The sequence below is a fragment of the Nostoc sp. C110 genome (assembly GCF_043099725.1).
Classification (GTDB): domain Bacteria; phylum Cyanobacteriota; class Cyanobacteriia; order Cyanobacteriales; family Nostocaceae; genus Nostoc; species Nostoc muscorum_A.
This window is the reverse complement of the sequence record NZ_CP171148.1, coordinates 1,994,671-2,009,716: the sequence shown is the minus strand read 5'-3', so window position 1 is coordinate 2,009,716 and position 15,046 is coordinate 1,994,671. Positions and strand designations below refer to the sequence as shown.

15 protein-coding genes and 1 pseudogene are annotated in these 15,046 nt (G+C 41.0%); 4 read left to right on the top strand and 12 right to left on the bottom strand.

The features are described 5' to 3' along the window. Positions 1-361: 361 nt before the first annotated feature. A complete protein-coding gene (locus ACFFRD_RS14220) occupies positions 362-769 on the bottom strand; it encodes an ankyrin repeat domain-containing protein (protein WP_392482040.1) in 408 nt (135 codons plus the stop codon). A 118-nt stretch (positions 770-887) separates the two neighbouring features. Between ACFFRD_RS14220 and ACFFRD_RS14215 the strand changes: the two are divergent. Together ACFFRD_RS14215 and ACFFRD_RS14210 are read left to right on the top strand one after the other, a co-directional pair. After that, positions 888-1,852: pseudogene (locus ACFFRD_RS14215) on the top strand (acetamidase/formamidase family protein). A gap of 23 nt (positions 1,853-1,875) precedes the next feature. Further along, complete coding sequence (locus ACFFRD_RS14210) at positions 1,876-2,247, top strand: sulfite exporter TauE/SafE family protein (RefSeq protein ID WP_190935570.1); 372 nt, start codon at positions 1,876-1,878, stop codon at positions 2,245-2,247. A gap of 5 nt (positions 2,248-2,252) precedes the next feature. Here the strand turns inward: ACFFRD_RS14210 and ACFFRD_RS14205 are convergent, their stop codons facing one another. After that, on the bottom strand, positions 2,253-2,873 hold the full coding sequence (locus ACFFRD_RS14205) for an NADPH-dependent FMN reductase (protein WP_392482038.1): 621 nt from the start codon (positions 2,871-2,873) through the stop codon (positions 2,253-2,255). Positions 2,874-3,012: 139 nt separating this feature from the next. Between ACFFRD_RS14205 and ACFFRD_RS14200 the strand changes: the two genes are divergently transcribed. Then, positions 3,013-4,563: a cytochrome P450 gene (locus ACFFRD_RS14200; RefSeq protein WP_392482037.1), complete on the top strand. Its 1,551-nt coding sequence runs from the start codon at positions 3,013-3,015 to the stop codon at positions 4,561-4,563. A 325-nt stretch (positions 4,564-4,888) separates the two neighbouring features. On the opposite strand, the gene ACFFRD_RS14195 is transcribed toward ACFFRD_RS14200, so the two are convergent. The 9 genes from ACFFRD_RS14195 to ACFFRD_RS14155 form a co-directional block, all read right to left on the bottom strand. Beyond that, positions 4,889-5,293 (bottom strand): DUF4112 domain-containing protein, encoded by a 405-nt coding sequence (locus ACFFRD_RS14195; protein WP_392482036.1) that lies wholly within the window; start codon positions 5,291-5,293, stop codon positions 4,889-4,891. Between the two features lie 138 nt (positions 5,294-5,431). Then, entirely contained in the window at positions 5,432-6,166 is a 735-nt protein-coding gene (locus ACFFRD_RS14190; RefSeq protein WP_392482035.1) for an amino acid ABC transporter ATP-binding protein, read from the bottom strand. Then, complete coding sequence (locus ACFFRD_RS14185) at positions 6,159-7,646, bottom strand: ABC transporter permease subunit (RefSeq protein ID WP_392482034.1); 1,488 nt, start codon at positions 7,644-7,646, stop codon at positions 6,159-6,161. The genes ACFFRD_RS14190 and ACFFRD_RS14185 overlap by 8 nt, the downstream gene beginning before the upstream one ends. Before the next feature lie 320 nt (positions 7,647-7,966). After that, entirely contained in the window at positions 7,967-8,944 is a 978-nt protein-coding gene (locus ACFFRD_RS14180; RefSeq protein WP_392482033.1) for a 2-dehydropantoate 2-reductase, read from the bottom strand. Between the two features lie 44 nt (positions 8,945-8,988). Further along, the gene (locus ACFFRD_RS14175; RefSeq protein ID WP_392482032.1) at positions 8,989-9,858 is read right to left on the bottom strand and encodes an inositol monophosphatase family protein; all 870 of its coding nucleotides are present in this window, start codon (positions 9,856-9,858) and stop codon (positions 8,989-8,991) included. A gap of 462 nt (positions 9,859-10,320) precedes the next feature. Further along, positions 10,321-10,959: a glutathione S-transferase family protein gene (locus ACFFRD_RS14170; RefSeq protein ID WP_392482030.1), complete on the bottom strand. Its 639-nt coding sequence runs from the start codon at positions 10,957-10,959 to the stop codon at positions 10,321-10,323. A 341-nt stretch (positions 10,960-11,300) separates the two neighbouring features. Next, positions 11,301-11,417 (bottom strand): VOC family protein, encoded by a 117-nt coding sequence (locus ACFFRD_RS14165; protein ID WP_179072588.1) that lies wholly within the window; start codon positions 11,415-11,417, stop codon positions 11,301-11,303. 672 nt (positions 11,418-12,089) lie between these two features. After that, positions 12,090-12,914, bottom strand: coding sequence for an SIMPL domain-containing protein (locus ACFFRD_RS14160; RefSeq protein WP_179072589.1), 825 nt, complete (start codon positions 12,912-12,914; stop codon positions 12,090-12,092). 134 nt (positions 12,915-13,048) lie between these two features. Continuing rightward, complete coding sequence (locus ACFFRD_RS14155; protein WP_392482029.1) at positions 13,049-13,426, bottom strand: hypothetical protein; 378 nt, start codon at positions 13,424-13,426, stop codon at positions 13,049-13,051. 38 nt (positions 13,427-13,464) lie between these two features. Here ACFFRD_RS14155 and ACFFRD_RS14150 point away from each other — a divergent pair, with 38 nt between their 5' ends. Further along, positions 13,465-13,653, top strand: coding sequence for a hypothetical protein (locus ACFFRD_RS14150; RefSeq protein ID WP_392482028.1), 189 nt, complete (start codon positions 13,465-13,467; stop codon positions 13,651-13,653). 292 nt (positions 13,654-13,945) lie between these two features. Here the strand turns inward: ACFFRD_RS14150 and ACFFRD_RS14145 are convergent, their stop codons facing one another. Continuing rightward, positions 13,946-15,010: an NAD(P)/FAD-dependent oxidoreductase gene (locus tag ACFFRD_RS14145; RefSeq protein ID WP_392483072.1), complete on the bottom strand. Its 1,065-nt coding sequence runs from the start codon at positions 15,008-15,010 to the stop codon at positions 13,946-13,948. Positions 15,011-15,046 lie beyond the last annotated feature (36 nt).

The window sequence follows — 15,046 nt, the reverse complement described above, 5'->3', positions numbered from 1 at the left end:
CCAAAGTTGGAGTTTAGCAAATTGTTGAGATCATCAGATCAATTCTTAATTTCTAATTGTAATTCGTAATATTTCCTGCGTAGTTCATTACCGATATAATGGAATCAGAAATAGATATTTATAACGTCATTCTTGAAGAATCCAATGATGAGGTAAAAGTCTTAATGATTCTAGGCTTAGAATCCTTATACAATCTACCTCAGTTTTGGACTTCTGCTAATTATATGCACAAGGAGTTTTTCAATAATTTTTCTTTTCCTTTAGTGCTGTGGCTCAATAACGATGTTTATCAGCAGATGATACAGTTAGGTTCAGATTTTGAGAATTGGGCGACTACGATAACTTTCCTATCCTGTCTATTTCAATCAAGCTCATTCTTCCGATTTAGAGTTCTCTGTGCAATTTCTTGTAGTTCTAGCGAAGTTAGTGGAGCCAAGTAATCAAAAATTTTCTTATTACGAACAAATTCATTACTATGAAAAAAAGCATTATTGCAAGCGTAAGCAGATAGATTTAAAGGAAATTCATCTGGATCTGAGCCTCTAATGTTGACATCTGCGCCAGCCTTAACTAGCAATTTAACTATATCTAGAGATTCTTCAAAAACTGCATACATTAATGGAGTCCAATAAAGTTCGCTACTGTCTCTAGCATTGATATTTTGCTGAACGGAAATAAGAGCTTGAACTTCTTCCAAGTAATGAAAGCGAATTGCTCGAATCAGTGCTGCGGCAAAATCTTCATCAGGTATAATGTAGTCTCCATACATTATTTTTTCCTCCTGCTAGTTTTTAGAATTATTTAGTACAAGTAAGTGAGCGTAAGTAAATAATTAAAGCTTTGTAGTAAGCGGCTCTTGGTGATTTAGACATATTGCAAGAATAGCGATGACTCATTACATTTTAAAAGCTACCAAGGAAACTGTACATCTGGGTGGTTTCTCCCATCTGCTAGAACCAGCACTCACTATTGATTCTGGTGATACGGTTGATGTGGAAACTTATACTGGTTACTACGTTTACGACAAAGCACCACCTGAATTTGTCACACCAGAATTTCTCGACATCTGCCAAAATCTTCTACCAGAACGCAAGATTGCTGGGGGCCGCATTTACTCACAGGGCCGATTTATGTGCGTGATGCCGAACCAGGGGATGTTTTAGAAGTACAATTAGATGCGATCGCACCTAGTGTACCCGTTGGCTTCAATGCCATTCGTACAGGTTGGGGAGCTTTACCACATCAGTTTCCTCAACCTGCTTTAAGATTCATTCCTCTAGATTTAGTCAACAATATCGCTGAATTTCCGGCGGGTACTGGCATAAAAATTCCCCTCAAACCGTTTTTTGGGATTCTTGGTGTCGCTACTCCAGAAACCTCTCGAACTTCTGTGCCACCAGGTTCTTACGGTGGTAATATCGACAACCGGGAATTACAAGCTGGTTCTCGTTTATTTTTGCCGATTTTCGTACCAGGTGCATTATTTTCTATTGGTGATGGGCATTCTGCACAGGGAGATGGCGAAGTAAATGTCACCGCCATTGAAACTTCCATGAATGGTAGAATTACCCTCAAACTTCGCAAGGATTTACAGCTAACAACACCAATTGCCGAAACTCCAACTCATATCATTACAATGGGGTTTGCCCAAACCTTAGATGAAGCTTTAGAACTGGCTTTAAAAAATATGATTGATTTTCTGGAACGCTTCAGCAACTTGTCGCCAGAAGATGCTTACGTGTTATGTAGTTTAGCTGTGAATTTTCACATTACTCAAGTTGTGAACATTCCTCAAAAAGGCGTGCATGGAATGCTACCCAAATCTATTTTGTCTAATACGGTAAATTTGTAAGTTGCAATATATCAACCATTTTTATGTCTAATATCTTGATCCAACTGTTGTTAATCGGTTTAGTTTCTGGCATTGCTGGTGGAATGTTTGGTATCGGTGGCGGCGCAATTATGATTCCGGCAATGGTGTTAGTAATTGGTTTGGATCAGAAGTTAGCTACAGGAACATCTGTAGCTGCTCAAATTTTGCCAATCGGTATTTTAGCAGCCTTGGTTTACCATCGCAACGGTAATCTTAATATCAAATATGCCCTGATTATTGCAGTTGGTTTAATCGTGGGTAACTTCTTTGGGGCATTGTTTGCAAATCAGCCGTTTATTAGCAGTGAGTTGATGAAAAAGCTGTATGGAATCTTTGTGCTAATGATAGGTATTCGCTATCTACTATCAAATTGAAGAATTTAATTAAGCTTCAGCAATATCTTTGTTAAGTCATCGCCTAGCTTTTCAATAGATTGTTGCTGTTTAGGATCTTTTAACGTGCCATCAGGATTAAAGGCTTCGTAAGCTTTGGGTACGGCTACCTGGTCAGGAAGTACCAAAACTTTGATGTTTCCCAAAATAGAGCGCAAATGAACCAACCCCCGCAAACCACCAAGAGCGCCTGGGGAAGCGCTCATAATCGTAGCAACCTTACCTGCAAAAGCAGCCAACGGTGCTTCATTTGGGGCTGGACGGGATGCCCAATCAATGGCGTTCTTCAAAACTGCTGTGAGTGAACTGTTATATTCCGGCGAAGCAATTAGCAATCCTTGATGAGAAATCATCAAGTCTTTAAAAGTGCGGGCGTTGGCAGGTAGTCCTTCTTGAGCTTCCAAGTCTTCATCAAACAGAGGTAGGGGCAAATCGCGGAGGTCTATATAAGTCACTTCTGCGCCTGCTGCCTTAGCGCCAGCCGCCGCGATTTTTACCAATTTTTTGTTGTAAGAATCAATCCGAGTGCTGCCAGCAAAGGCGAGGATTTTCGGTGGAGATGCCATAATTCTAGGTTGAATGGGAATAATTAACCTGTTCAGCTGCATTATCCTGTTTTCAGGCGATCGCTATTTGCTACCTTTAGATTTTCTTTAGAAACCACTCCACCAGAACCTCGGTAAACCAATCTGGAAACAATACGGTAGTATCTGAATAATCTCATTTTTGTTGGGCAAAGGCGGATTTATGTTCCAAGAGATTGCTGCTCAAATTGCTTTTTCTGACTCATTTCCATATTTAATTACAGCTTTAGGTATTACTAGCACAGCAGGAATATTTGGTTGGCGGTTGTGGAAACAAAAGAACACTTATAAATCTCTACAGTCCTTACCCTCTCCTAAGAGACACTGGCTATTAGGAAATATTCCTCAAGTATTAGCAGCAGTCAAAGAGAAGAAATTCTTCCAATTATTGTTTGATTGGAGCCAGCAACTAGGCCCAATGTATGTTTGCTGGACTGACCAGCCAACTCTTGTTTTAAGTAAGCCAAAAGTTATCGAAGACACCATTGTTAATGGGATGAGAGACGGTAGCCTAATTAGGTCACAACGAGCGAGCAAAGCTTGGAACGACATTGGTGGGCCCATTCTTTTAGGTCAAAACGGAAGTGAGTGGCAGTACAGACGCAAGGCTTGGAACCCGGAATTTAGTTCTAGTGGTCTTTCGAAATATGTGGAAATTATTAGCCAAGCTTGCGAACAAATAATTGAGAAAATTCAGTCAGCTGCTTTACCAGAAGTTCAGGTAGATCCTCTGTTTGTAGAACTAACAATGAGGGTAATTTCCTGTTTAGTACTGGGCATTCCTGTAGATAAAAACATTGCTAGTCATGAAGGACAACCCCTTGATGTTCTCAAGGTGTACGAGGCAATGTCTATTGTCGGCTATCGGTTTCTACGGGTAGCTACTGGCGAGAAGATATGGATGAAATATCTGCCAACTAAAAATTCACGAGATTATTGGGCAGCAAGGCGATATTTAGAGGAGTTTATTACTCCCCGTGTAGACTTAGCTTTACAGATGAGAGAACAAAATCAGACCGATTTACCACAAGTAAGTCCTTTGTTCCAAGAATCAATGTTGGTGAAAATAGCTGCCAAAGAACCAAAATACAATCGGGAAACACTGGTAGCAGAAATTATTGAGCTTTTAATTGCTGGTACTGATACCACCGCTCATACTTTATCTTTTGCAATAGCAGAGTTGACCTTAAATCCAAGGGTTTTTCAGCAGGCACAGGCTGTTGTTGACCAAGCTTGGAAAAGTCAAGGCAGTATTAATGGAGAAAGCCTCAAGGAATTGAATTACATCCGCGCTATTCTCAAGGAAACTTTGCGCCTTTATTCCGTCGCTTCCGGCTCGACTTCATTGGAGGCTCAACGTGATACTGTTATTGAGGGTAAGGTTATTCCTCGTGGCACAAAAATATTCTGGTCAATGCTTGCTGCTGGACGAGATCCTGAAGTCTATTCTCATCCCGATGAATTTCTGCCAGAGCGTTGGTTAGAGAAGAATAAGGAAAATAGTCAACTGCCAATGATAGACTTTGGCTCAGGTTCTCATCGTTGCTTGGGTGAGCATTTGTCAATGCTGGAAGGAACGATGATGCTGGCACTACTGCTTTACTACTTTGACTGGGAGTTGGTCAACGGTCGCTCATCTCTGGAACAGTTACAGCAGAACCTTTTGATTTATCCGCCTGATAGAATGCCGGTGCGTTTTCGGTTGAGAAAGTAGGGATAATAACGGCGGTTGACGCATTCATTGCCATTGCAGAGTATTGCCAAATTTGATTTGCGATCGCGAGTTCAGTGAGTGCGCTGAAGGATTTACAAGAGGAATATTTAGCCCAATGGACAGCTTATGAACCAATGTCACGTTTACTAGAAGCTTGGATATTAGCCAAACCTTTATGTGCTTGACATCATGCAGTTTCATATCAGCATATTGTCGCTTGTTTAGAACCAAGGGCAAAACAAGAGTTGAGTAATGCTTTGCCCCATTTTCTGCGAGAGCTTTTAAAATGCACAATTGAACTGGTTGAAAAATAATGAGTATCGGCTTAAACTTGGCTTAACTCACCAGAGTAAAGTTCATCAGACAATTCTTTTAATTTTGGCTCAACTACTGTCAAATGTTGCTCCAAAATTGCCAAATTGCGAATATTAGACTTATAGAAAGCATCAAATAAATCACCCACTAAAGGCACAGTACCAACGACTGTTTCCAAACCAACATTAAAAATCATTTTGGCTAAATCTTGACGTGGAATGCCAAAACGGGTAGCTAAAAATATGATGTAAGCTGAAAACGCTGTACTGATTAAATCACCAGCACCTGGAACCAAACCGATAATTGGATCTATTCCAATACGAAAACCTGTTAGAGGGATGCGTATAGATGTATCCATCAGACGGCTGAGTTTGCGGATGCGATTGAGAGTAGCGAGGCGTTTAGCAGCGTCCATAATTTCTGATATTTACACTACTCTTAGATTTGCACAATTTCTAATTATTTGTCCTGTACCGTCAGAAAGAAATGCCAAACCTTCGCCCTGTTTTAGAAAAGTTTCAAGAATACAAAAAAGCGGCGAATTTCAGATGTTCTAAAGCATTTTTTCTAAGAACTGCTTGGCGCGATCGCACTGAGGATTTTGAAAAAACTCGCTAGGAGTAGTATCTTCTGCTAAAATTCCCTGGTCGAGAAACATAATCCGATTGGCAACTTCTTTGGCAAAGCCCATTTCATGAGTGACGATCGCCATTGTCATTCCAGATAATGCTAAAGCTTTCATCACTTCCAGCACATCTTTGACCATTTCGGGATCTAATGCAGAGGTGGGTTCATCAAACAAAATCATCTCTGGTTCCATTGCTAATGCCCGTGCGATCGCTACTCGCTGTTTTTGTCCACCCGATAGTTTGGATGGGTACACAGACACTTTTTCTTCTAAACCTACCTTAGCAAGCAATTCTAAGCCATGTTGTTGTGCTTTTTGCTTGTTTATTCCTTTCACCTTGATGGGTGCGTAGGTGACATTTTCCAGCACATTCATGTGAGGAAACAAATTAAAATGTTGAAATACCATCACCAATTGCTGACGTACTTTAGCGATGTTTGTTTTAGGCTTGGTGATTTCTTGATCGTGAAAGTAGATTCTGCCTCTGGTGGGTTGTTCTAGCAAGTTTATGCATCGCAAAAAGGTAGACTTACCTGAACCAGAAGGGCCTAATATAGCAACCACTTCGCCTTGGTAAAACTCAGTGGAAATATCTTTGAGTACATCCAGTTTGCCAAAGGATTTACATAAGAATTCCGTGCGAATTACTATATTACTCACTTTCGCGTAACCTCCTTTCTAAAGCCGATGCACCCAAAGTCATACCCATTACTAAAACATAGTAAATTAACCCTGCAAATAGCAGTGGTTCAAAATAAATATATTTGTTTGCACCAACAATTTGGGCGCTGCGTAATATTTCCACCACCCCAATAGTTGACACCAGCGCGGAATCTTTGAGCAATCCGATAGTTTCATTAACCAATGCGGGGAGGATATTCTTTAATGCTTGCGGTAAAATCACATCCCACATCATTAACCAATAGGGAACACCCATAGACATCGCCGCTTCACTTTGTCCTTTATCCACCGCTTGAATCCCACCTCTGATGGTTTCCGACATATAAGCGCCAGAATTCAGGGTAAAAGTTAGCACACCAGCCTCCAATGCGGAAATGTCATAGCCTGTAAGCTGGGGTGTTGCGTAGTAAACCAATGCCAACTGTAATAGCAAAGGTGTACCTCGAAAAACAGAGGTATAGGCGTTAGCAACCCAGGTAAGCGGCTTGATGCCGAGAATTTTTAATAGAGACAGGATTGTTCCCCAGATTAACCCCAAGGTTACAGATAATAGGGTGAACAACAAAGTTAACGGAATTCCCCGCAGAATAAAGGGAATATCTGGAAGAATTCTGGTGAAGTCGAGATTTAATCCGCCTTTGGCAGGAGTTGAGGATGCAGGATTGGTGGTGTTCTCTGAAAACCATTTGGCGACAAGTTTATTCAATGTGCCATCGTCCTTCATTTCTTGAAGAACTTTGTTAAACGGTTCTACAAAAGAAGAACCTTTGGGAAAAGCGATCGCCGAGCCACTTGCTTCCTCTGAAGGAATAGTATTAAATTCTAAATCTGGGTTAGCTTGGGCAAATCCTTTCGCGACGGTATCCTCAACAATTGCAGCATCAATTCGCCCAGATTTGATTTCTTGAACCACTTCCGGCACTTTGTTGAGTTGCTTTAACTGAATACCCGCAACTTTTTTAGCAATTTTCTGAGCATTTTGTTCTTGGATCGTTCCTAATTGTACCCCAAGCTTTTTTCCTGATAAGTCTTGGGGTTGTTTCAAGTTGCTACCTTTAGGAGCGACAATTGTATCTTTAGCTTCGTAATAAATAATTGAAAAATCAATATTTTTCTGACGTTCTGGAGTCGGAGTCATCCCAGCCATGACAAAATCAGCGCGATTTGCTTGGAGTGCAGGGATTAATCCATTAAAATCTGATTCCATTATTTGGAGTTTAAACCCTAGTTTTTCAGCAAGGGTTTTGGCAATATCTATATCAAAGCCAACGATTTGGCGATCGCCTCCTTTAGTATCATAAAACTCATAAGGAGGATAATCTGGGGAAGTAATCATCGTCAGCGTGTCTTTCCCTAAAGATGAAGCAGCCTTTAGAGAATTACTATGTCCTGCAATGATGCTGATTCCTACTACTGCTACAACCAGTATCGTTAATAGCCATATTTTCTTTTTCTTCATAGACTTGATAATTATATAATTTACATTCTGCACCTGAAACCGTCACATCAATCGAGCAGATAATACCTGTTATATGAAAAAAGAAAAAATTCTAATATCCATTTTTATTAGGTAACATGTCTGCCTAATCCCATAAAAACTTAGAGGGAAGCATCCTAATTTTCCAAAAGTTCATGTGACTGACGCAAAAACCCTTTACAAATCTCCTCCCTTCGCGCTCTTTGCGTCCTTTGCGGTTCGTTTCTCCATTCTCTTATTCCTGTCCTAATGCAGTGCTATAGTAAATTTTTAAATTTGTGATGCTCCCAACTTCGGGACTATCAAATTCTCACTTTAGTCGCCTCCAGCAACTTAACGCTGGCATAAATAGCATCAATATAAGGCGTGGGAATTTGAGTAAGTTTTCCCAATTCTGCCACTGCGCCAACGATCGCATCTATCTCCGTAGCGCGTCCGGCTTCAATATCTTGTAGCATTGAGGTTTTATGGGCACCAACATTTTCTGCCCCATTAATTCGCTGTTCCAAAGTGATGCCAAACTTTATACCCAAATTTTCTGCGATCGCTTGAGTTTCACTCATCATAAGCCGCGCTAGTTCACGGGTGAGGGGATAGCGGCAAATATCCTCTAGAGTCGCACCAGTCAGGGCACTGATCGGATTAAACGCCACATTCCCCCACAACTTAATCCAAATTTCCGTGCGAATCTGATTGCGGATTGGTGCTTTGAATCCTGCCTGTTTTAAAGCCTGTGCCAATAATTGGATGCGATCGCTTTTACTACCATCGATTTCACCGAGAGTAAAGCGATCGCCTTCAATATGCTTAATTACACCTGGTTCAATTATCTCTGTTGCTGGGTAAACCACACAACCAATAGCGCGTTCAGCACCAATACTAGTTTCAATAATCCCATCTGGATCAACAGATTGAATCCGCGTACCTTCATACTCACTGCCATGTTGACGAAAATACCACCAAGGAACGCCATTTTGGGCTGTCACTACCATTGTGTGAGCATCGTAGAGTGCAGGGAGAAGAGGTGCGATCGCAGACACACTGTGAGCCTTCAAAGTTAAAATTACTACATCCTGTGGCTCCGCTTCCTGAATATTGCTAGTTGCCAACGGAGTGGCAATTTGGCTAGAACCGTCTGCCATGAGCAACTTCAGCCCATTTTCTTGAATTGCCTCTAAATGGGAACCACGTGCAATTAGCGTCACTGCTTCCCCTGCTAGTGCCAGTTTTGCCCCTAAATATCCACCGATCGCACCTGCGCCAACAATACAGATTTTCATTTTGTTTAGGGATAGTTAGCAAATAATTAACTACTTATTTACCCTCAAACAGCTAGGCTTTGCATCGCTTTCAGTAAATCTTGATGAACAGATTTTGAGGCGGCTATTATCAATCCAGGCAGACTATAGTTTTGACAAGTATGCAATGGCGGTAAAGTCGAACCGTCCAGAGTCGTTACAATCCAACCAGCCTCTCTCGCAATAAAAGCGAGTGCAGCAACATCAATAAATTTACCCGCTTTGATCACTGCTCCACTCAAGTCACCACTGAGAATACCATTAAGATTAGGAATTTGAATATCACTAGAGTAATCAGTCGCTATATCGATTACTTGATATTGATCTTTTAGTAAATGTCCAATAGAATTCATTGCCCATCCTAACAAAATAGCAGGTTTGGCAGATGTTATATGTAATGGGGCACAGGCTTCTAGGCTCATGTCCAGAGTCCCTTTAAAAGCACCTTCACCTCGAAGGGCATAAAAATAAATGTTTTGGGCAGGAGAAATGGCGATTACGGCTTCAAAGTCATCTGAATTTAGAATACTGAGAATAATTTGGTAATTAGAATGTCCATCCATGTAAAACTTTGTACCATCGATTGGGTCGAGTGTGACTAAGTAATCACCTTCTGAACCGAGTTCTGTAGCACGAAAATACTTGGTGTTGTTAGAACTTGCATACTCTTCTCCATAAAAGCGAATATCTGGAAAAGTGCCCAGTAATACTACTTCTACTAGATTTTGAATAGCCACATCCGCATCAGTAAGTGCAGCACTAAAAAAGTTGTTTCCTTCTCCTTTGGCGGGAAGTGCAGCAATTTTTGGTTGAAGAAAATGGGCATAAGCTGCTGCTACTTTCAGATGGGGGAGTAAAGTCTCCAAAATTAGTCGAGTAGTTGGTGTTGTGGACATTGCAGCAAACTCCTTTCAGAAATAATCTACCGTTGGCAGAGCGATAGAATTCTATATCTAGACAAAATTACGGTATCATTGTGGTGCAATGATACCATAATCTTTACCAATCTACCGGACGTTCAAGGAACTACGGCACTGATTGCAGAAACTGCTAGTTAATGCCTATAAATGTAAAAGCTGTTGCTGCTTCAGCAGGATTTGTGGAATTGGGGGTGGCTGTCAATACTTCTCGGTTAAGGGGAAAAGGGAAAGAAAAAACCCTTTAACCTTTTCCCCAAACCCGATTCCGAGTTAAAAATGCAAAACCCGAGCAGTATTGGGGTGGCTGTTTTTTATCTAACTTCTGAAAATAACTCCAAAAGCTCCTGGCAACTTCTACTGAGTTAGAAGAAGATGCGATTGATGATGTTCTAAATGCAACATTAACCAGTTTCTAATTATCTGAAATAGGTACAAGAATTATTGAATGCTATTGGCAAAGTCGTATTTGCCTCCACGTTCAAGAGCGCGTTTGTAAGCAGGCCGCGCATGAATGCGCTCGATAAATTGTTTAATTTTCGGTCGGCTTGAGATGAGTTCGGCTTCCATAGCGACTATTTCCAAAGGAAAGCTCATTTGGATATCGGCGGCGGTGAATTCTTCGCCTACAAACCATGTATTTTTACGAAGTTCACCTTCTATATAGTCAAAGTGAAGCTTAATCTGGGGTGCGATAAATCCTTCGTTTACGCTATCTCCTACACCAAAACGGTTAAAGACAAGATTCATTACCAGAGGTGGCATTGCAGAGCCTTCGGCATAATGCAGCCAATAAGTGTAGCGCAGACGCTCTGGTGTACCAGATGATGGGATTAGCTGACCATTACCGTAGCGCTCGACGATGTATTCAATGATAGCGCCTGACTCAGCAACAGTATTTTCTGCATCTGTGATTACTGGTGACTTGCCGAGGGGATGGACTTCACGCAGGGATGCCGGTGCCAGCATCGTCTTCTGGTCGCGTTCGTAGAACTTAATTTCATAATCGATCCCTAATTCTTCAAGCAGCCATAGTACGCGCTGCGATCGCGAGTTGTTAAGATGATGGACAACGATCATAATAGCTACTTTTTTACAATGGAGTTATTACTGACTTTTCATCATCTGAAACTACCATCAGCTGACTAATTATTCATCTATCTAATGGTTTGTTTTGGGTAGTGCTAAATCAAGCACTTATTTCTGGATTTGGAAGGGTATCTATTAATACTGCTCGGGTTTTCCATTTTTAACTCGACATTGGGTTTGGGGAAAAGGTTAAAGGGTAAAGGTTAAAGGTTTTTTCTTTCCCCTTTCCCCCGCCCCTTATCCCCAGAGGGGGCCCCACCTTCCCCTTTTCCCCTTAACCGACAAGTATTGGGGTATCTATAGATTACCCTGTCCGTGTATCACTCAATTATTTATTGACAGACTAATAGCTCCAAGCCCAGCATTTGCTCGTAGAATTGTGTAGAGGCATTGAGATTATGGGTGTAAAAGAAGGTAATTTGCTGTTCTATTTGCGGATGAGTAGACATAAATACATTTGAGTATATACCCCAAGGACATCTGGCGATCGCAGATGTAAAAATTGATTGATGTTAGAAACCTGTTACTACTCCAGAATGCCTTAAGTGCATCTGGAGTTTCTTTTTGAAAAAGCGATGTCTACGACAGGCTGCGCCTACGCAATTTTTCAAATCATCCTGATCAGCCAAAAGACGGCTGAATAGGGATGCATACTGAATTATTTATATTTAACATAGGGCATCACTTTGTTGATGTACCCCCCTCCTAGCAAACAACTCTCGCAAAGCAGCCTCAGATTTACTGGGGCTGTTTTGCGTTACTTCAATAGAGAGTTACGCAAAATCTCATCTTTCAAACTCGCATTTCTCTGCGCCTCTGCGGTTCCTTATTCCGTAACTTGTGCGTCAGTCCTATTCAAACAGAAAATTTGTGTAAACAAAGCAGTTAATCCTCAGACATTCTTTACTGTATTTGAGTGTATACCCTGATGACGTAGGATACTCTCACGGTGAAAATTTGGTATAGGTAAATGCGTATCTTTCCTGACTCCAGATTTGTCACAAACATTTCTGGAGTTTTTTCATTATTGGAGTTATTGATTCGGCTCAGAAGAAAATAGTTAAGCGATCGCACTTATCATCTTGATTAAATTAAAGTGCGACACACTTAAATATAAATGCTTATTTAGTTGTATATGTCACAAAAATATCCTTTTTCATCTCAACTTCTGCTGGGGCATCTGGATTATAAGTCGGTGATAATAAAAAACTAGCAAATGATGGTAAAGGAACTCCAGTTTTAGAACTACATGAGGGATAAAATAATGTGTAAAATGGTTCGGCTACAGAAGGAACATCAAGTTTAACACTCATAGCAGTTGCTAAAGCCTGAGCGCGACTTTGAGCATCTTTCATCGCTGATTGATAAACTGAACTCTGCAAAGCCTGACAGTCATTTACTGCGTACTCAACGCCCACACTCTTGACGGAAATATTTTCAAGTTGGCTTGTCGCTTTGTTCGCTGTAGCAACAATTTCCTGGACACGCTCGCGTGTTGGTTTTTCCAACCTCACCAATATCTTGGCGTTATTTTCGCTGGAATTGGGGTTAATTTGTACTTGAATTTTATCAACATTAATTCCTTTGGCAACTAGGCTATTAACTACAGGCTGGAGAGTTGCTTTAGTTAGTGATTTTTTGCTTGGTGAAGATTCTGCTACTGTTTTGTAATTTAAGAATAGAGTTGGTGAGGAAATGCGGCGGGTTTGCGGTAGAGATGATGGTTGCGTTTCTGACTCACCATTGCTACTTTCGCTACTGAATACCAGTTCAATATCGGCTGTATCTGCTGGCACTTTCACTACTCCTTGACCGATTACCATTAATGAATGGCGATCGCTTGCTGGTGGATAAAATAATTGGGCATTAGTAACTTTGGGCGTTAATACTCCCACGCCGACAGTCACGGTAATACTTACCAACATTAGAGCAGTTATTTTTCTCATGTCCTGGGAATGTCCTTTGAACCTAATTGTCAAAGTTTACACCTCAAAAGCAGGATACTTACAAAAATATTGAGCTAACCTCACGACTAAACACCGTTAGATTAGCTCAAAAATTAAAAATTCACTGCGAACTATTAACCAAACCAGTGAGAGGCTTCACAAGCTGGCTGAACTGTTTCACAAACATGATCGTTAATCCAATCTGACTTTTCTTGAACGATTAAACAAATGCCTTGGTGAATCAAATTCTGTAGGTGGAGTTGCTGCTCTAAGGGTTTACGAGGCAATTTGTAATAGGCCAAGCTTCCTTGTTCAGCCTCCGCTAGGGAAATATGTCCCTCAGAGATAGCGCCGTCAAAAGAGGGAAGACGGGTGAGGACGAAAGCAATTAGCTCTTGGCGTAAGTCAGGAATCGCAAAGGCTTTTTGATATGGATGGTATGGATATGTATCCAAAACGCTTTCAATCTCTCCTACTACTGATTGCTGTGTTAAATTAACTACCGTTTTCATAATTTTTAAACTCCTTTTTTAATTCCAGTCAATGATTGGTGGAGAAAACAAATTTTTTAGATGAAAATCAGTTAAAAGTAATTCAACTGATAGATGCAATAACCCCTGTAACTAGCCTTTTATCTTGGTTTAATATCAGACATTTGGCTTTGCTTATTTTAGTTAAAGTTTATACTGATTTACAGCATGATTTATTAAAACAGCAATCCAATATGCTGGTAGGTTAGCGACATTTTATATTTATAATCCTAATTATTTCAAATTTCTGCCAAAAAGGCAGAAATCTACATAAAACGCAGCATCAAGGCTAGGGGATCAAAATTAACGGCAATAAAAATCTTGAATTAGGAACAAGTTTTTAATGAAGTTAAGCTTTCTTGGTAATTTATATCACATTTTATTTTTACTGTGAGATTTACTGTTTCATCTAAAAAACTTATTTGTTGCACATTGCTTTAGTAAGTCAGACAAATAGCGACTCACGAGAGCGCAAAATCAGTCTAGCGACTGATGAAATGATCAGACAAAAACGTTGAAAAAGTTCACATTGTCTAAAGGTAGATGACCCAGCTGATGATTAATTTCATCTGCCGCCGCTAATCCAGAAAGCATCGCACCTTCTGCAAGATTGCCGCCACACCAATCACCACAGCAAACTAAAGGTAAGGGAGTTTCGGCAGACAAAAAAGCTTCGTGCCAAGGACGGCTAGGAAAGGCATAACGCCAACGATGTACCTGCATCCATTCAGGAGTATTCAGCCAGGGAAGGGAAAGAGATTCGGCTGCTCGTTGCAACATTAGCTTTCCAACAGGTTCTAAATCCTGGGATTCTAGATGGCGTTGGGCGAAATCAGCGCTACTTTGTACTACAAAATGTGGTTGTTGAGGGTTAGGACGCTTGCTACTGTCTAAACCAATCCATGCTAAATCAGCATCATCTACAAAAGTTAGAGCTTTCCACTGAGGGAGTGGTTGAGATGTAGAAGGATATCCAGCGATCGCACTAATGGAAGGATAAAATTCTACAGAACGCAAGTTATCAACAAAGGCTGTATCTAATACACCTTCACCCAAAGATTCCAACAGCATCACCGCTTGGGGTGCAGGAATGGCGACAACTATAGCTTTCGCAGTTAATTCTTCGTTGCTAGATTCAAGAGTGATCCGCCAACTCTTTTCGGGAGTTGGGGTAATAGCAATGACACGCTGATTCAGTAATATTTCTAAACCTGGGGCGAGGGATTTAGCGATCGCACTCATTCCCGCAGGTGCAACATATCGCGGACTACGGTTTTTCGGTTCAGATAAAGGAGCGCCTGCTGTGAGTTCGTAAACCTCCTCCGTCCAGACTTCGAGGATATGGCGCGATCGCAATATCTCCACAAAACGTCTAAATAGTTCACCCTTTGGCTTCAGGTAACAAGCCCCATGATCAGCCCAAGTTCCATACAAGCGGCGTGTAGCTAATCTTCCTCCCAAACCACGAGACTTGTCCACCACTAGCACCGAATATCCAGCTTGACTTAATTGCTGGGCGCAGACTAAACCGGCCATTCCGGCACCAATCACTGCAATATCAGTCATGAGTCCATAATCCTTAGTCATTGGTTATTAGTTATT